This window comes from Pelagibacterium sediminicola, assembly GCF_003390885.1.
Taxonomy (GTDB): Bacteria; Pseudomonadota; Alphaproteobacteria; order Rhizobiales; family Devosiaceae; genus Pelagibacterium; species Pelagibacterium sediminicola.
In genome coordinates, this window is record NZ_QMEL01000001.1 from 602379 (window position 1) to 620006 (window position 17628).

The following is a 17628-nucleotide window of genomic DNA, read 5'->3' on the forward strand; positions in this document are numbered from 1 at the left end:
GGCTTTGTCCCGCGGATGGGGGCGCTATGACGATGTGAGCTTTGCGTGTGCTGAAAACCCTTGCCCGGTCGCTGGCCGTCTTCGCCCTTTCCGCCTTCGGCGCGGCTGCGGCCTGTGCCCAGCAGCCCGGCGCGCTGGCGCAATATGTGGTGGCGCTCAACGGCATCAATGTCGCCTATCTCAATGTAAGGCTCCATACGGAAGGCGAGACGTACCAGCTCGACCTGACCGCCGATGTGACGGGCCTTGCCCAGATCGTCGCGCAAGGCTCGGGTGCGGTCAATTCGGGCGGCAGGGTGACCGGGACGGGGCTGGCCTCGAACCGGTTCCATCTTGAAACCCGCACCAGTTCGGACCGGTTTTCGGTCCAGACGCGCTATGCGGGCGGCACGGCCAATGACTTTACCGTCAGCCCGCCCTTGCCCGAAAACCCCGACCGCGTCGCGGTAAGTACAAGCCACCGGCGCGGGGTCAACGATCCGGTGGCCGCCTTCATCCTGCGCGGTTCGGGGCTCGACCAGAGTCTTTGCAACCGCACCATGGCCATCTTTACCGGTATCGAGCGGTTCGACCTCCAGCTTTCCTTCGCCCAGATGGACAGCGCCACCTCGAACCGCACGGGCTATCAGGGGCCGGTGGTCGCCTGCGCCATGCGCTATCACCCCATCTCGGGGCATTTCAATTCTTCGGAAATCACCGCCTATCTGCGCGACAACCAGCGCATGATGGCCTGGTTCGCCCCGCTCGGGGAAACGGGCTTTTTCATCCCCTATCGCGTGCTGATCGGCACGAGCTTCGGTGATTTGTCGATGGTTCTGACATCGATGCAGTAGGCCGCCCTGCGGTTTTACCCAATCCCTTATGTCATTCAGGCATCCATTGCCGAAATCCAGAACGACATCTCAACACGCTCCGGCGGGTGGGAGAAATCCGCGCTGGTCCCCGGGAATAAATACCGGGATGACAATGGTGCAAGGGCAACCCCCGCTGTCCCATTCCGGTACGGTCAAAATCTTTTTTGCCAACAAACCGGAGATCGCGGCCCGGAAAGCGGGCGCTTCTGCGTTTACGAGGGGTGCGCGGTGGCAAAAAACATGTCAACCCGTGCTTAACACTTGGCCCGAATCCGGCCCCGTTAACCCAAACGTAACCAGGCTGAACGCCAAGCGGCTCAAATTGCCCGTGTTTTTCAAGATGTTGCTCCGCCTTGTGGCCGGCCCTGCAAGTAGCCACTAGATATCGTAGGGAACAAAGCGGGATTTGTGATTCCGGCCCGATTCGGACCGAGTTTGTTCCGTTTTCGTTCGGAACATTAACGCCACCGGCATTTGCGCCATTGCGTTTCCCGTTTCGGTACACCACGTTGGGGCCACCCATTCCGCCCTTTGCCCCGATTCTCCCCAGCCATGGTTCCGACAGTTTCCCAAGCGGTCAAAGCGGTGCTTGGACCGACCAATACCGGCAAGACCCACTATGCCATCGAGCGCATGCTGGCGCATCGCTCGGGGGTGATCGGGCTGCCGTTGCGGCTCCTGGCGCGCGAGGTCTATGGGCGGGTCGTCGAGCGCGTCGGGGAAAGCGCGGTGGCGCTGGTGACGGGGGAGGAGCGTATCGTCCCCAAGGCGGCGCGGTACTGGGTGGCGACGGTCGAGGCCATGCCCTCCGATCTTGCCGCCGAATTCGTTGCCATCGACGAAATCCAGACCGCCACCGATTTCGACCGTGGGCACGTCTTCACCGACCGCATCCTTCATGCGCGGGGACGATCGGAAACCCTGCTGCTGGGCGCCCAGACCATGGAGCCGGTGATCCGCAAGCTGCTGCCCCATGCCGAGGTGCAGTTCCGTCCACGTTTTTCAAAGCTCGAATGGGCCGGCTCCAGGCGCATATCGCGCCTGCCGCGCCGGTCCGCCGTCGTGGCGTTTTCGGCCAGCGAAGTCTATGCCATCGCCGAATTGCTCAGGCGCGAGCGCGGCGGGGCGGCGGTGGTGATGGGGGCACTTTCGCCGCGCACGCGCAACGCGCAGGTCGAACTGTTCCAGAACGGGGATGTCGATTTCCTCGTTGCGACCGATGCCATCGGCATGGGGCTTAACCTCGACGTCAATCACGTCGCCTTCGCTTCCGATTCCAAATATGACGGCCACCAGTTCCGGCCCCTCACTCCTGCCGAGATCGGCCAGATCGCGGGGCGGGCGGGCCGGCATATGCGCGACGGCACATTCGGGGTGACCGGGGGGTGCGACCCGTTCGAGGAGGAAACCATCGCGCGGCTCGAAGCCCATGATTTCGAGCCGGTAAAGGTGTTGCAATGGCGCAACCGCGAGCTCGATTTCGCTTCGCTTGCAGCGCTCCACGACAGCCTCGAGCGCACCCCCGACCATCCGGTTCTGACCCGCGTGCCGGTCGCCACCGACCAGCGGGCGCTCGAATTCCTGATGCGGCAGGAAGAAAGCGGGGGCGCAAGGGGCCGGGAAAGGGTGGAACTGGCCTGGGAGTGCTGCCAGATTCCGGACTATCGCGACATTTCCCCCGCCGCGCACGGCGAAATCGTCACGAGGGTCTTTTCAGACCTTTCAAGGGGTGGAAAGATCGATGCGGACTGGATTGCCGAGCAGGTCCGCTTCTGCGAGAATACGGAAGGTGACATCGACACCCTGTCCAACCGTATCCGCCAGATTCGGACCTGGACGTTCATATCCAATCGCAGGCACTGGCTGGAAGATCCCGATTACTGGCGCGAAAAAACCCGGCAAATAGAGGACGCACTGTCCGACGCATTGCATGAGAGGCTGATACAGCGTTTCGTCGATCGCCGGACCTCGGTCCTGATGCGCCATTTAAGAGACAAGCATATGGTATCACCGCAAATCACCGAAACCGGCGAAGTGACCATCGAGGGTCACACCATCGGCACCCTCGAGGGCTTCAGGTTCACGCTCTCGAAAATCGAGGGGGAGACCGATTCCAAGACCCTGCGCTCGACCGCCGGGTCGGTGATCGCACCCGAGATCGCCAAACGCGCCGACAGGCTGGCGGGCGCCCCCAACGAGGAGTTCGTGCTGACCACCGATGGGGTCATCCGCTGGCGTGGCGAGGTGGTGGCCGAACTGACGGAAGGGGCGGATATCTTTACGCCCCGCATCATTATCCTGGCCGATGAGAGCCTTTCGGGGCCCGATCTCGAAAAGGTCGAGGAGCGGCTTTCGCTCTGGCTCCGGCACCATATCAACACCCAGCTCGAACAGGTCGTTGCGCTCAAGGAGCCGGTCGAACTCGAAGGCGCGGCGCGCGGCGTGGCGTTCCGGCTGGCGGAAAACCTCGGGATCATCCCGCGCGCCGAGATCGCCGAGGAGGTCAAGGGGCTCGATCAGGACACGCGGGCGAAATTGCGCAAGCTGGGGGTCAAGTTCGGAGCCTATCACATCTATGTGCCGTTGAGCCTCAAGCCCGCGCCGCGCGAATTGGCGCTGATCCTCTGGGGCCTCAAGAATGGCGGCGTGCGCCAGCCGGGCATTGCCGAATTGCCCCATATCATCCTTTCGGGCCGCACCTCGTTTCCCATCGATCCCGGGTTCGATCCGCGCGTCTACGAGGTCGGCGGCTTCAAGGTGGCGGGGGGCCGGATCGTCCGCGTCGACATCCTCGAACGCCTTGCCGACATCATCCGCCCGCTGATTGCCTATGACGCGAGCCGGCCCGTCGATACCCCGCCGCCCGATGGCGCGGCAGAGGCCAACGGGTTCCGCGTGACGGTCGAGATGACTTCGCTTCTGGGCTGCGCGGGCGAGGACTTTTCGTCCGTGCTCAAATCGCTGGGCTATCGCGTGCGGCGCACGCCCAGGCCGGTGGCCGAAGAGGTGGCGCCAGTAACGAGCCAAGAAGCTGCGCCGGTCGAAACGGAAGCAGCGCCTGCGGAGAGCGAGACTGAAGCAGAACCGGTTGCCGCCGAAGCCGTGGAGACTGCGCCATCCGAAGACGTGGCGGCCGACGCGGAGGCGGCTCCCGCCGAGCCGCAATTTGACGAGGTGTGGTTCCCCGGCGGCAAGCGGCCCGACCGGCCAAACCGCCAGCGTTCGCAGGGGCGCCGCGCGGATGGCGACCAGCGTTCCAATGGTGAGGGCAAGCCCTTCCGGGGCAAGGGCAAGCCGGGTAAGGGCCCGCGCGAGGACAAAAGGGGCGAGCAGCGCCCGCGTCCCGAGCGGCGCGAAAAGCCCATCGACCCCGATTCCCCCTTTGCGGCGCTCGCCGCGCTCAAGTCGCGGCAGTGACGCGGGCGGCCAGATCGCGCCCCCTCACCCCCAACCCCTCTCCCACGAGGGGAGAGGGGGGCTCGTGTGGCTGCCCCACGCTTCCCCTTCTCCCCTCGTGGGAGAAGGTGGGCTTTCGCGAAGCGAAAGGTCGGATGAGGGGGCGCGATGTCTTCACCCGATAAGGCTATCCGCCAGCGCCTCGACAAATGGCTCTGGCACGCGCGGGAGACCAAAAGCCGGACGCTGGCGCAAAAGCTGGTGGAGAGCGGGGCGGTGCGGGTCAACGGGCGGCGGGTGACCGGGCCCGATATACGGGTGGGGCCGGGGGATGGGCTCACCATCCAGATCCATGGCCGGCTGAGGGTTCTCAAGATCCTTGCGCTGGCCGAAAGACGGGGCGCGCCAGCGGTTGCGGCGACACTTTACGAGGATATTTCGCCGGTGCTGCCCCGGACGGAAAGTTGATCCGGTGGGGGCGCAAGGTGTGGCACAAAGCGGTCTTGAAACCCGCCCCAAAACCGTTTAGCAACCAGTCGCGGCCGGTACAGGCGCCGGCCCACCTCACATTCGCGCCTGATCGGACTGGATTTCCATGACCTATGTGGTGACCGACAACTGCATAAAGTGCAAATACACCGATTGCGTGGAGGTGTGTCCGGTCGACTGTTTCTATGAGGGCGAGAACATGCTCGTCATCCATCCCGACGAGTGCATCGACTGCGGGGTGTGCGAGCCCGAATGCCCCGCCGAGGCCATCAAGCCCGACACCGAATCGGAGCTCGACAAATGGCTCGAGGTCAACGCGAAATACGCCGCGGTCTGGCCCAACCTCACCGAAAAGCGCGACCAGCTCCCCGAGGCCGAAGAAATGGATGGCGTCGAGGGCAAGTTCGAGAAGTATTTCTCCGAAGCGCCGGGCGAGGGCGACTGAACGGGGGACGGGCCGGTCATGCGCCGTTCTTTTGCCTTGCGGTTGCGCGGGGCGTGTGAACCCGTGCTGATTCGTAACTTTTGATTTTGTCGCAAAACTGTGGTATTGTTCCCACAACCAGTTGTTGAACGCCTCGCTCCGATCCCATGCCCTCCGGGCATTTTTTTGTGACAGACGTCAAACGGATGCAGAACCGGCCGGGCATCGTACCGGACGGGGAGGAAGAATGCGACTGGCGCGACGGCCCATCCCGGACTGTCCGAACCCGAACTTTTAAGGACGCGTCGGCCTTAATCGAGCGCGCCCACAAAAGGCGTCAACAGGAGTAGCCTCATGGCAACCAAAAAGACCACGCAGCGCGCGGGGTTCAAGACGGGCGAGTATATCGTATACCCCGCTCATGGTGTCGGCCTTATCAATGCAATCGAGGAACAGGAAGTGGCGGGGCTGAGCCTCGAGCTGTTCGTCATCGGCTTTGAGCAGGACAAGCTCACGCTGCGCGTCCCCGTTGCCAAGATCAATTCCGTGGGCATGCGCAAGCTCGCCGAGCCCCAGACCATCGACAAGGCGCTCGAAACCGTCACCGGCCGCGCGCGCGTCAAGCGCACCATGTGGAGTCGCCGCGCGCAGGAATATGAGGCCAAGATCAATTCGGGCGATCTGATCGCGATCGCGGAAGTCGTGCGCGATCTCTATCGCTCCGAAGACCAGCCCGAGCAGTCCTATTCCGAGCGCCAGCTTTTCGAGCAGGCCATGGACCGCATGAGCCGCGAGATCGCGGCGGTGAACAAGGTGACGCTGACCGAAGCGGTCAAGCTCATCACCAAGAACCTCGCCAAGAGCCCGCGCCGCCCGGCCAAGTCCGACGAGGCGGCGGAGGAAGCGGCGTAAGCTGATTTCCGTTTGGAATGAAAAAGGCCGGTCCAGCGACCGGCCTTTTTTGTTTCCGCTGCCTTCGCTGTCCCGGCGAAAGCCGGGACCCAGAGCGTGATCTCCACTTTCGCGGATGTCGCAGCATGGACCCCGACTTTCGCCGGGGTAGCGAACGGAGGGTGTGGCACGTCTTACTCCACCCGTACGATCTTGTAAGGCGCGCCCGATTCCACCGGGTCGCCGGGCAGGAGGTTGTTGACGACGAGGAACAGTTCTCGCCCGCGGTTGAGCGCGCCCATACGGGTGGCCAGCGTATCGGCGTTGTCGTTGCCGCCGGCGCGGACGAGGCGGAGCTTTACCGAGCGGATGGCGGCCAGGTCGGAGGCCTGGGTGCGGCGCAGGCTGTCGGTGGTCTGCCGCGCGGCGGTATGAAAGGCGTCCGAATCGTTTTTGTTGGCGAAGATGAAGCGGTGGACATTGCCCTCGATCCGCGCCACTGCGACGTGGAAGAACCACTGGTCGGTCCGCGCGCGGCCCGAGGCCATCTCGATGCCGTTGACCGTGCTGGTGGTGACGGTTTCGGGCAACAGCCCCGCGATCCAGCCCGAGCGCAGGTAATCGGCCAGCCCGGTATTGGCGGGGACCGCCGCACTGTCAAAGCGCAGGGCCGCGCCGTCGTCGGCCACCGCCACCACCGCCTGGTTGGACATCTGGAGCGCATAGCCGCGCGGTGCGGTAAAGGTCAGGCGCTGGGCGGGGTTGATGTAGCGCTGGCCGACGATGGCGCCCTGCTTGGTGGAATCGCCGAAATCCATGCCATCGATCGCCTGGAGATATTCGCTGCGTCCGGCGACCCCGGTGCCCGGCGGGCCATAGGAGCGGGCAACCTCGGCGGCGCGCTGGATGCGGTCGGGGGTCGAGGGGTGCGAGGAAAGGAAATCCTCGCCCGTATCGGCGGAGGCGAACTGGGCGAATCGGCCCATGGCGGTGAGGAAGCGGGCCGCCGCGTGCGGGTCGTATCCGGCGCGCGAGGCGATCTTGATGCCCTCGCGGTCGGCTTCGAGTTCCTGGCCTTGCGAAAAGGCGGCAAGCGATTGCGCGGTGCGTTCGGCGGTCTGGCTGGCATCGATCACCCCGCCCAGAACGCCGGTGATGACGCGGTCGACGATTTCCGAGGTCCGCACCCGGTTGGAGCGCGCGCGGGCGTGGCGCAGGGTGACGTGGGCGATCTCGTGGGCGATGACGGCGGCCAGTTCGCTCATGTCGTTGGCCAGCGCAAGGATGCCGCGCGTCACATAGATGAAGCCGCCGGGCAGGGCAAAGGCGTTGACCTCGGAGGAATCGAGGATGGTGATGGTGAACTGGGTGTTGGGCTGTTCGGCGGCGGCCAGCAGGTTCGAGACCATGCGCGCCAGCAACACCTCGGTCTTTCTGTGCTCATAGACCCCGCCATAGGCGGAAATGATGCGCGGATGCTCGCGCAGGCCGATGACGGTATCCTCGGGGTGGGTGCCGGCGGGAACGGCGGGGGTGTGCTCGCCCGTGCGGCGTGTCGTGATACCCGACCGGCCGCCCAGAAGGGTTGTGCACCCGGCAACGCCGGCAACCAGAAACAGCCCGGTTCCGGCCAGAAAACTCCGCCTTGAAAGGTCCGATCGCGTCATGGTCAGCCCAATATCTCGATCTGTTCGGGGTGGGTGACGAGGACGCGGGGACCATCGTGGGAATCGATCCAGCCGCGCACCCGGATGACGCGGTTTTCCAACCCCAGAATGTCAAAACCCTCGCGCTCGAACAGCCGCAATCCGGCGCCCTCTATCACGACCGTGAAATCCTCTTTCCAGTAGCGCCCGAAATTGAGATAGGCGCGTCCGCCTACAAGATCGGCATTGAGGACGCGGCCTTCAACCAGTTCGTACTGGCCGATGCGCTCGAGCAGATCTTGCGGGTTGGCGCCATCGCGGATGGCATAGAAGGGATCGCGCCATATCCCCCGGCGATCGGCGCGCCCCGCGCGCTCGGCGGCGTAAAGTTCGGAAAGGCAGGCGCGGTTGTCGGGGAAGGAATAGACGCGCGCCAGCCCCGATCTGAGCATTTCGCCCTGCACCCAGACCGGCCCCTCCTCGCCCGCGATGACCACGTGGGCGAGCGCCCGGCCGTGGCGGTCGCGGCTTTCCCCGCCATAAAAGAGCGTTGCGGTTTCGCCCAGGGCGAGCCCGGTGATTTTCGTCCTGGCCTCGTCGCCGAGCGGCCAGGACTCGAAATCGGGCCGCCCCAGAGGCAGCTTGGGCGCCTGAATGCCGACAAGGCGCACCGTGAGCCCGGTATCCAGATCGAACGTATCGCCGTCGGAAATCGATACCACAGTGCCGGTCGGGCCGGGGGTGAGTGCGTCGCAAAACTGGGCGAGGGCCGGCGCCGAGAAGGCCGCGGCCAGTCCGAAAACGGTCACAAACAAGGGTCTGAACAAAGACAGGCCTCTATCCGCATCACTCTTGCGCCGTGCGGCTCGCGCCGCGCTTCGCCCAATCTGGTTGCATCGGGCAGGTCCTGTCCGGACGGAACCTGCGGGAAACCCCCGTGCCCCCACGCGCACGCGGATTCGATCCTGGTCCCAGTCTGCACCCAATTGCGGCAAAAATCATCTATATTGTCGCATGGCGCCTCCTGCCGCTCGGCCAGCGAAAGAACACCCCCGATACTGCCGGGCATGAAGGGCAAATCAGAGCTTTTGCCGCAATTCGTCTATGCGCTGGATCATGATCTCAAGCTCGGATTTCAGCGCGAGGCGTTCGAGTTGGGGGAGTTTTGATGCCCCGGCCAGCGCCGTCTGAAGCTCGGCGATGGCCCGCTTGAGCCTGGTCAGTGCGGCAACGGACATGGGCGGGGCTCCGGCTATCAGGGGAATGTGGTGATCCCGACTGGATTCGAACCAGTGACCCTCAGATTAGGAATCTGATGCTCTATCCTGCTGAGCTACGGGACCACTGCGGACCTGATACACCGGATTGGCGCGATTGGTGAACCCCAAACTTCGCTCAGAAATCGTCTTTTGCCTTGCGCAGTGCGCCGAAAACCTCGGCGGCGGGAGCGCCTTCGAGCTTCATGGCTCGCGCCAGCCCCGGATCGTCGGCCCGCAGAAACGGGTTGGCGGCGATCTCGTCGGCAAGCAGTGCCGGGATGGTGGGCTTGCCCTCGTCGATCTGACGCTGGACCTCCTCGGCGCGGGCCTTGAGGACGGCGTTGCCGGGATCGACCGAAAGCGCGAAGGCGGCGTTCGAGAGGGTATATTCGTGCCCACAGTAAAGCTGCGTCTGGGGGTCCAGCGCGCGCAGGCGCTCAAGCCCGGCCCACATCACCTCGGGCGTGCCCTCGAACATGCGGCCCACCCCGAGCGAAAAGAGCGCATCGGCGGCAAAAAGGAGCTTTTCGCCCGGCGCGTGCCAGGAGATATGGCCCAGCGTGTGGCCGGGGGTGTCGATGATCTCGAAGCGGGTGTCGCCCAACGTAACCGTATCGCCGCCCGCAACCAGATGATCGAGCCCCTCGATCTTGTCGGCTTCGCCGCGCGGGCCATAAGCCGTTGCGCCGTATTTTTCCTTTAAGGGCAGGATGGCGTCGGTGTGGTCGGAATGGTGATGGGTGATGAACAGGTAATCGAGCGTCCAGCTCCGCCTTTCGAGCGCGGCGACAACCGCCGCGGTTTCCGGCGCGTCGATCGCTGCGACCTTGCCGGTGGCGGTATCGCGCAAAAGAACGCCGAAATTGGTTTCAAGGGCTGGGAAAAGTTCGATTTCAACGGGCATGGACGGTCCTTCCTTGGGTAACCCCAAACATAGAAAGCGGGAGCGCCAAGGGCAAGGGTTTGACCTTTATGCGCGCTGGCCTCAAATTGGGCAGGCTCAGAATACGGAGGGCAGATGACACCCGACGTCGAGGGGCTGATCAGGTTTTACAAATCCCCGCTGGGGTGGCTGACGCGCCATTACATCCGCGAGCAGGTGAGCGCGCTCGCCGGCGACGTGACGGGGCTGCGCATCCTGGGGCTGGGCTTTGCCACCCCCTATCTGCGCGGGGCGCTCAAGGGCGCCGAGCGGGTTCTGGCCTTCATGCCCGCACGGCAGGGCGCTTCGGCCTGGCCGCGCGAGGGGCCTTCGCACACGGTACTTTGCGACCCGCTGGAATTGCCGCTGACCGATGCGGCGGTCGATCTGGTCATCATCATCCACGGGCTCGAGCACGTGCCCGATGCCGAGGACATGATGCGCGAGCTCTGGCGGGTCTGCGCTCCCAACGCCCGGCTGGTGATCGCCGTGCCCAAACGGCGGGGGCTGTGGGCCGGCATCGACAATACCCCTCTCGGGTTCGGATATCCCTATTCGCGCGGGCAGATGGACCAGTTGCTGCGCGCCCATTCGTTCACGCCCGAGGCGTGGCGCGACTGCATCTTCTTTCCTCCGGTGAAATCCGGTCCGATCCTGCGTTCGGCCCGGCTCATCGAGCGGACGGGGCGCCTGTTCGGCCCCACGCTGTCCTCGGTGATGTGCGTCAAGGCGAAAAAGGAACAGTTTCCTGCTGTCGCCCGGCGCAAGAAGGCCGAAAGGGCCCAGGAGGAACCGGCGCTTGCCCCGCAGACGGCGCGGATGAAGGTTTAAGGGCGCTGCCCTCTTTCCCTCCAATTTTTCTCTCGTCTTTGCCCGGCTTGTCCGGGCAATCCAGCCTCTATTGCCGCTGGGTCACCCGGATAAACCGGGTGACGACGGGGAAAGGGCAGGGGAGCGGGGCATTGTGGCAACACCCGGCGCAAAACCGGGTTTCATGTGCTGCGCAACTGCTCTATGGTCCGCCGCGGTTTTCCTCTCCGTTTTTCAATAAAAGAGACGATGAAGTGAGCGTCCTTTCCGACAAGCCCGTTCCGCAGCCCGGTATCCTGGAGATCGCGCCCTATGTGCCGGGGCGCTCGAGCGGGCTGGGCAAGGGCGCCGAGATCAAGCTTTCGGCCAATGAATCCCCGCTGGGCGCCAGCCCCAGGGCGATCGCGGCCTATCGGGACATTGCCGAAACGCTCGAAATCTATCCCGAGGGCTCCTCGCGCGAGTTGCGCGCCGCGCTCGGGGAGGTCAACGGGATCGATCCGGACCGCATCGTCGTGGGGGCGGGCTCGGACGAGGTGCTGCACCTTCTCGCCCAGACCTATATCGGGGCCGGTGACGAGGCGGTGATGAGCCAATATGGCTTCATGGTCTATCCCATCATCACGCAAGCCGCTGGCGGGGTGCCGGTGGTCGCCCCAGAAACGGACTACCGCGCCGATGTGGATGCGATCCTTGCTGCGGTAACGGCGAAAACCAGAATCGTCTTTCTGGCCAATCCGAACAACCCGACGGGAACCTATCTGGGAGCCGAAGAGCTCGACCGGCTGCACGCGGGGCTGCCCGCCAACGTGCTGCTGGTGATCGATTCGGCTTACGCGGAATATGTGACGGCAGAGGATTATGGCGTCGGCATCTCGCTGGTCGAGCGCAGCGAGAACGTCGTGATGGTCCGCACCTTCTCGAAAGTGGGACTGGCTGCGGCGCGGGTGGGGTGGTTTTACGGGCCCGCCCACATTGTCGATGCGGTCAACCGCATCAGGGGGCCGTTCAACGTCTCGGCGCCCGGTCAGGTGGCGGCGGCGGCGGCGGCGCGTGATCTGGCCTTTACCGCCAGGCTGCGCGACCACAACGCCAGGTGGCGGGACTGGCTGACAGACGAGCTTTCGAGCAACCGGATGCGGGTTCTCCCCAGTCAGGGCAATTTCGTTCTGGTCATCTTCCCCGACACGCCGGGCAAGACGGCGGCCGATGCCAACCGCGCGCTGCTCGAAGCGGGATTGATCGTGCGCGAGATGGGCGGTTATGGCATTGCCAACGGCTTGCGCATCTCGATCGGCAACGAGGAGGCGATGCGCGCCGTCGCCGCTTGCCTCAAGAGTTTCATGGATAGTTAGATGATCGAAAAACTTGCCCTTATCGGCATCGGGCTTATCGGCTCCTCGATCGCACGCGGCGTGAGGGCCAGGGGGCTGGCCCGGACCATCGCGATTTCGACGCGCAAGAAGGATACGCTTGCCGAGGCCGAAGCGCTGGGGCTGGGCGATATCTATACGCTCGATGCGGCCGAGGCGGTCAGGAACGCCGATCTCGTGATCCTTTGCACGCCCGTTGGCGCCTATGAGGCGGTCATGGACCAGATCGCCCCGGCGCTGGCGCCGGGGGCCATCCTGTCCGATGTCGGCTCGGTCAAGGGCCACGTCCATCAGGCGCTCAAGCCCAAAATTCCGCAAGGGGTGCATTTCATTCCCGGCCACCCGCTGGCGGGCACCGAGCATTCCGGGCCGGCGGCAGGGTTTGCCGAGCTTTTCGAGAACCGCTGGTGCGTCCTGACGCCCGATGCGGACGCCGATCCGCAGGCGGTCGAAAAGCTCACCGCCTTCTGGCAGGGGCTGGGGGCCAATGTCGAGACGATGGACCCCACGCATCACGATCTGGTGCTGGCCATCACCAGCCACGTGCCGCACCTTGTGGCCTATAATATCGTGGGCACGGTGGCCGATCTGGAGGCGCATACGCAATCGGAAGTCATCAAGTTTTCCGCCTCCGGGTTCCGCGATTTCACCCGTATCGCGGCTTCCGATCCCGTGATGTGGCGCGACGTGTTCCTCACCAATCGCGACGCGGTGCTCGAAATGCTGGGGCGGTTCCTCGAGGACCTTTCGGTGCTTCAGCGCGCGGTCAGGATCGGAGACGGTCCGGCGCTCGAGGATCTGTTCACCCGCACCCGCGCCATCCGCCGCTCGATCATCGAGGCGGGCCAGGAGACCGATGCGCCCGACTTCGGGCGGCACGGGGCATCGCCCAAAAAATAATGACCGCACTCTAGGTGCCCGTGGAGCGCAACGTTTCGTCGGCCAGGGGGCCGGACAGCCCCGGCATGGCGCCATTGGCGCAGACCACGCGGTCGCGGCCGTCCGATTTGGCGCGGTAGAGCGCCCGGTCGGCGGCGCGGTAAAGGTCGCGGGCCGAATGGCCCTGGGAGAGTTCGGCTATGCCCACCGAAAAGGTCACCGGCTGTGGGAGCGGCAGGGGCTGGCTGGCGCGCAGCCAGTCGCGGCGGAACCGCTGCACGGCCCGCCAGCCCGCCTCGATATGGGTGCCGGGCATGATGAGCAGGAATTCCTCGCCCCCACCCGTCCGGCGCGATTGATATTGCGGAAAGCGCCGGCCAGTTCGCGGCCCAGATGGCGCAATACCTCGTCGCCCGCGTCGTGGCCGAGCGTGTCGTTGATCTGCTTGAAGTGATCCAGATCGATGAGCGCGATGGTGAGCGGGCTGGCCGTGCGGGCCGCCGTATCGAGATAGCGCATGATGGCGCGGCGACTGGCAGTGCCCGTCAACTCGTCGGTCCGTGCTTCTTCCTGGGCGGCGTCGCGGGCGATGGTGAGATCGGTCTCCTTGGCCTTGAAGGCCGTAAGATCGACAAGGACCAGAAGTACCCAGCCGTCGCCATAGCTGGTTTCGTGCGCCTGGAACCAGCGCCCGTCGCGGAAATCGATCTCGAACCGCCGATAGGGCACCGAGCGTCGCCGGCGGCGGGCGGCCCTGAGCCAGAATTCGATGTCGTCAGTCCGGATCAGCGGGCCCTGCCCGGTTCCGTGACAGCGGCGGATGACGCTCGAAAAGGTCTGGGGGCCGTCCGCGACGGCATAGAGCGAGGCAAAGCTGGAACTGCAATAGACCAGCCGGTCATCGGGATCGAACAGGGCCAGAGGGACGGGGCTTGCCGCAATGCCTTCGACGAGCCGGGAGATCGTCTCGACGCCGTATCCCGCGACGAGGCCGCGAACGGACGCAGGAATGTCGGCCTTGAGGCGTGTGACCATGGGGTCCGCGATCCGTTTTCCGGTTGGATGACGCGCCCTGCGGCGGGCGGATCATGCGCGATAAGCCAAGCAAGCCACGGCGGAGATTGCCAAGCTTTTAACGCATCCGGTTTTGCCGTGCGTTTCGTTGCCGGTGGATTACGCGCGGGGCGGGGTTTTTAGTCAAATTGCGAAATTCCCCGTCTTTTTCAAAAAAGCGGGGCGATGGCCATGACCGGCAGGATGCCCACAAAGAGCATGCCCCCGCGCGCCGACAGGTTCTGGCTATAGGTGCCCTCGGCGTCGGGCTCACCAAGGAGCATGGCGGCGAGCGGGTCCTGGACAAGGCCGGGGAAACGTTCGACCAGCCCCTGCGAGGAGACGGCGAGCGTTGCATTGAGCCGGCCCGCGTCATCAAGGGTGGCATCGCCACTGGCGCTGAACGCCATGTCCTGGGCGTGGGCCTCCAATTGCCTGAGGGTCGCCGTACCGCCCGCCATCTGCCAGAGGCGCAGGGCGTCGGGGCGGGCGAGGAGATCGAATGGCGGCAGGCCGGTCAATCGCCCGTCCATGCTCGCCTCGCCATCGGCGATCGCAAAATCCTCGACTGCAAGCCCATCGAGGCGGGCATAGATGTCGAGGCTCGTGCCCTGGGCCTCGGGGGGGTGGGCCGATGTGGCATCGATGAGGTGGAATTCGAGGTGGCTGGCGCGGGCAAGTTCCACCGATCCGAACAGGGCATCGGCGTGGACCAGATTGTCGCCGATCATCGAGAAGCGGGCGAGGCGGTCGCCGCCGAGACGCAGGCTGGCGCGCAGATTGTCCCAGCGCAATTCATGGGTGCTGCCGGTGAAGGCATCGGAAAGGCGCGCGGGGCTGTGGGCAAAGAGCTGGAGGTGGGTGGGGCGGTAGAAAAGCGCGGTGGCGCTGAGCTCCGGGATCGTCAGGGTCAGGTCGCCCGAGGTGATTTCGGCGTTGGTGCAGACGGGCGAGAAATGGAAGGGAAAGCCCGAAACGGCAAACGTCCCGCAGGCGATGCGGGGGGAGGTGGTCCCGTCGGCCGCGGCCAGCCGCTCGGCTTCCGCGCCGATCCGGTTGGCGATGTAATACCAGCCGCCGGCCCAAAGGGCCGTGGCGCCGAGAACAAGGACGATGAGAATAAGGAATCGCTTCATGGCTCCATCTTCTATCGCGCGGGAACGTGGCCGTCATCGGGCAATATTGGTGGCAGGGCAATCGCATATGGTTCGGCTGACGCCGAATCCCCCCTCCCCTTTCGGCGCTCGCAAGGGTCCACTGGACCCTTGCGTTCCGGCGCTGCCGGAACCGCTTGAAAGTCCCCCACAAGGGGGGAGGTGCTGGCCTTGTGCGTAGGGAAGTTCCCAAGAAAAGGAAACACCCTCCCCTTGATGGGGAGGGTTGGGGAGGGGTGAAGCCACAAGCGCAGATTCATATGCGATGGCCCTGATATCGGCGGGCGGCCCGCTTGCGGGCGGGGCCGAGTCGTGGCATCGAAGAGGCATGTCCCATTCTATCGACGCTCCCGTTCCCTGGATATTCGGGTATGGATCGCTGATCTGGTCGCCGGGCTTTGCCTATGAGGCCGCCGAGCGCGCGCTGCTGCGCGGGGCGCACAGGCGGCTGTGCGTCCTGTCCCACCACCATCGCGGAACGCCCGAGCGGCCGGGACTGGTGTTCGGGCTCGAACGCGGGGGTGCCTGCGTGGGGCGGGCGTTCAGGGTCGCGCCCGATGCCTGGCCGGCGGTGCGCGACTATCTGCGCGAGCGCGAGCAGGTGACGGCGGTCTATCGCGAGGCCCTGCGTACGGTAAGGCTCGCGGGCGGGGAGACCGTCACGGCGCTTGTGTTTCTCGCCGATCCCGGTCACGCGCAATATGCGGGACGGCTGTCGCTCGATGAGCAGCTTGCCTATGTGCACGGCGCGCGGGGGTCTTCGGGGGCCAATGAGGACTATGTCATCAACACCGCCGAACATCTGGCGGTGCTGGGGATCAAAGACCGGCAGGTGCTGGCGCTGAGCGCCATGCTCAAAAACGGCAGACAGGGCGCTTGAGGCCCGGGATGCTCTAAACTGAACGAATCGAACGAAAACCGTTCAATTCGTTCACTTGAAAATTTCAGGCGGCGCTGCGCCCGATGGCGGCATGGGTGCCTTCAAGGTCCCACACCAGCGTCATGCGGGCCAGGTCGTCGCCCGGCGCGGGCAGGGTGAGGATGGAGGCACCTGCGGCGAGCGCTGTGCGAAAGCGCGCGCGGCTGGCGTGGTCGATGACCAGATCCTCGGAAATTCCGGCCCAGCGGATCGTGCCGTGATCGCACAAAACGTAGAGCTGGCCCTCGCGCAACGCAAACCCTTCCGCCTCGACGGCGGTCAGAACGTAGCGCCGCCCCGACCGTCCGGTCCACAGCACTCGCAGGGCCTTGATGCCGCTCTCTGGCGCAATTGCAGCTTCATGAGTCATGGCCGCCCCTCCAGGGACCAAATCGGGGTTTGGAACATCCGGTTGCGCGTGGTGCGTTGAACGCCAGCGCTTCCGACCCGTTCCACACTACGCCCCACCGGGTGAACCGGGGATAAACGGGGCAAAGAAGAACAAAATTAGAACAAATGCGATCGATCGTCAATATTGCAATCCGACGATTAGGCGACGATAGGGAGAAAAAGTCAATATATTGTGTTCATGGTATGGCGGGGCACAATCTGTGCGTCAAAATGACTCGATGACGGGCGCTCAGAGCTTGTCGCCGATCTGGGTCTCCAAGCGCGCCAGAGCCTCGCGCAGCCGCGGCGAAATGGGGCGGGCCAGGCCTTCGCGGGCGTCTTCGAGCACCATGCGGTTGGTCTCGGTTTCGATGGCATTGGTCAGCGTTGCCAGAAATTCGTCGGCGGCAAGGCCGGGCATGATGGGAGGCAGGAATTTGGCGCGCGCCGTGCCGGGCCAGAGAACGAGGCTGTTGCGCCCCCAGTAGAGGCCCGAGGTCAGCGCCACCGGCACCACCGGCACATCGAGCGCCCGATACATCTTGACGATGCCCGAGCGGTAGGCGGGCTCGTCGAGCGGGGCACGGCGGGTGCCCTCGGGGAAGATGACGACGCGGTAACCCCGCGCCAGCGCGGCCCGCGCCTCTTCCATCATCAGGGGCAGGGCGTCCTTGCCCTTCTTGCGGTCGACCGAGATGGTGTTGATCCAGCGCGCCGCCCAGCCAAAGAGGGGAATATCGAGCAGTTCCTTCTTGGCAATGAATGCAGGCTCTTCGGTATGGGGGAGGATGGCGAAGATGTCCCAGTCGGACTGGTGCTTGGCGCCGATGATGCAGCCGCCCCCGGGGATGTTTTCGGCACCGCTCACCTTTGTGCGGATGCCCACGATCCAGCGCAGGAAAAAAAGATTGGCGCGGCCCCAATACATGGCGATGGCCTTGCCCTGATCCCGCGCCCCGGGAGTGAGCCTGCTCATCAGGCCCACGACGATGGCGAGCGGAATGGTGTGTATGAAGAACACGAGATAGAAAACGATCGAGCGCATGGCCTGAATGATCATCCGGGCGGCCTTCATCCTCAAAATTTCAGCGCCACATCGCTTAGCGTTCCGCGCGCGGGGGGGCAAGCGGCAAACGTCGGAGGAGGCAAGGTGGAGACTTCGTCCTCAG

16 protein-coding genes, 1 tRNA gene and 1 pseudogene are annotated in these 17628 nt (G+C 64.5%); 9 read left to right on the top strand and 9 right to left on the bottom strand.

Going from position 1 to position 17628, the window contains the following annotated elements:
* Positions 1 to 47: 47 nt before the first annotated feature.
* The 5 genes from DQG18_RS02925 to DQG18_RS02945 all read left to right on the top strand — a co-directional run bounded on the left by DQG18_RS02925 (position 48) and on the right by DQG18_RS02945 (position 6075).
* Positions 48 to 833, top strand: a complete 786-nt coding sequence (locus DQG18_RS02925; RefSeq protein ID WP_157969973.1) for a DUF3108 domain-containing protein — start codon at positions 48 to 50, stop codon at positions 831 to 833.
* A gap of 573 nt (positions 834 to 1406) precedes the next feature.
* Positions 1407 to 4271 (top strand): helicase-related protein, encoded by a 2865-nt coding sequence (locus DQG18_RS02930; RefSeq protein ID WP_116652703.1) that lies wholly within the window; start codon positions 1407 to 1409, stop codon positions 4269 to 4271.
* Between the two features lie 147 nt (positions 4272 to 4418).
* Positions 4419 to 4718, top strand: a complete 300-nt coding sequence (locus DQG18_RS02935; protein WP_116652704.1) for an RNA-binding S4 domain-containing protein — start codon at positions 4419 to 4421, stop codon at positions 4716 to 4718.
* A gap of 127 nt (positions 4719 to 4845) precedes the next feature.
* Entirely contained in the window at positions 4846 to 5184 is a 339-nt protein-coding gene (gene fdxA, locus DQG18_RS02940; RefSeq protein WP_116652705.1) for a ferredoxin FdxA, read from the top strand.
* A 333-nt stretch (positions 5185 to 5517) separates the two neighbouring features.
* On the top strand, positions 5518 to 6075 hold the full coding sequence (locus DQG18_RS02945; protein WP_116652706.1) for a CarD family transcriptional regulator: 558 nt from the start codon (positions 5518 to 5520) through the stop codon (positions 6073 to 6075).
* A 173-nt stretch (positions 6076 to 6248) separates the two neighbouring features.
* On the opposite strand, the gene DQG18_RS02950 is transcribed toward DQG18_RS02945, so the two are convergent.
* The 5 genes from DQG18_RS02950 to gloB form a co-directional block, all read right to left on the bottom strand.
* A complete protein-coding gene (locus tag DQG18_RS02950; RefSeq protein WP_116652707.1) occupies positions 6249 to 7721 on the bottom strand; it encodes a M48 family metalloprotease in 1473 nt (490 codons plus the stop codon).
* 2 nt (positions 7722 to 7723) lie between these two features.
* Entirely contained in the window at positions 7724 to 8509 is a 786-nt protein-coding gene (locus DQG18_RS02955; RefSeq protein ID WP_245958339.1) for a thermonuclease family protein, read from the bottom strand.
* A 270-nt stretch (positions 8510 to 8779) separates the two neighbouring features.
* Positions 8780 to 8938 carry a hypothetical protein gene (locus DQG18_RS15955; protein WP_157969974.1) on the bottom strand — a complete coding sequence of 53 codons (159 nt, stop codon included), beginning with the start codon at positions 8936 to 8938 and terminating at the stop codon, positions 8780 to 8782.
* A gap of 28 nt (positions 8939 to 8966) precedes the next feature.
* Positions 8967 to 9043, bottom strand: a tRNA-Arg gene (locus DQG18_RS02960).
* A gap of 52 nt (positions 9044 to 9095) precedes the next feature.
* Positions 9096 to 9863 (bottom strand): hydroxyacylglutathione hydrolase, encoded by a 768-nt coding sequence (gloB, locus tag DQG18_RS02965; RefSeq protein ID WP_116652708.1) that lies wholly within the window; start codon positions 9861 to 9863, stop codon positions 9096 to 9098.
* 114 nt (positions 9864 to 9977) lie between these two features.
* Here gloB and DQG18_RS02970 point away from each other — a divergent pair, with 114 nt between their 5' ends.
* The 3 genes from DQG18_RS02970 (at position 9978) to DQG18_RS02980 (ending at position 12964) form a co-directional block, all read left to right on the top strand.
* Entirely contained in the window at positions 9978 to 10712 is a 735-nt protein-coding gene (locus DQG18_RS02970) for a class I SAM-dependent methyltransferase (protein ID WP_116652709.1), read from the top strand.
* Between the two features lie 233 nt (positions 10713 to 10945).
* Positions 10946 to 12046 (top strand): pyridoxal phosphate-dependent aminotransferase, encoded by a 1101-nt coding sequence (locus DQG18_RS02975; RefSeq protein ID WP_116652710.1) that lies wholly within the window; start codon positions 10946 to 10948, stop codon positions 12044 to 12046.
* A complete protein-coding gene (locus DQG18_RS02980; protein ID WP_116652711.1) occupies positions 12047 to 12964 on the top strand; it encodes a prephenate/arogenate dehydrogenase family protein in 918 nt (305 codons plus the stop codon).
* Between the two features lie 10 nt (positions 12965 to 12974).
* Here DQG18_RS02980 and DQG18_RS02990 read toward each other — a convergent pair.
* Both DQG18_RS02990 and DQG18_RS02995 read right to left on the bottom strand, forming a co-directional pair.
* A pseudogene (locus DQG18_RS02990) lies at positions 12975 to 13978 on the bottom strand (GGDEF domain-containing protein).
* A 188-nt stretch (positions 13979 to 14166) separates the two neighbouring features.
* Positions 14167 to 15132, bottom strand: coding sequence for a DUF2125 domain-containing protein (locus DQG18_RS02995; protein WP_116652714.1), 966 nt, complete (start codon positions 15130 to 15132; stop codon positions 14167 to 14169).
* A gap of 346 nt (positions 15133 to 15478) precedes the next feature.
* Here DQG18_RS02995 and DQG18_RS03000 point away from each other — a divergent pair, with 346 nt between their 5' ends.
* The gene (locus tag DQG18_RS03000; RefSeq protein ID WP_198669633.1) at positions 15479 to 16030 is read left to right on the top strand and encodes a gamma-glutamylcyclotransferase; all 552 of its coding nucleotides are present in this window, start codon (positions 15479 to 15481) and stop codon (positions 16028 to 16030) included.
* Between the two features lie 64 nt (positions 16031 to 16094).
* Here the strand turns inward: DQG18_RS03000 and DQG18_RS03005 are convergent, their stop codons facing one another.
* Both DQG18_RS03005 and DQG18_RS03010 read right to left on the bottom strand, forming a co-directional pair.
* The gene (locus tag DQG18_RS03005; protein WP_116652716.1) at positions 16095 to 16439 is read right to left on the bottom strand and encodes a hypothetical protein; all 345 of its coding nucleotides are present in this window, start codon (positions 16437 to 16439) and stop codon (positions 16095 to 16097) included.
* Positions 16440 to 16709: 270 nt separating this feature from the next.
* Entirely contained in the window at positions 16710 to 17519 is an 810-nt protein-coding gene (locus DQG18_RS03010; RefSeq protein WP_157969975.1) for a lysophospholipid acyltransferase family protein, read from the bottom strand.
* Between the last annotated feature and the right edge of the window lie 109 nt (positions 17520 to 17628).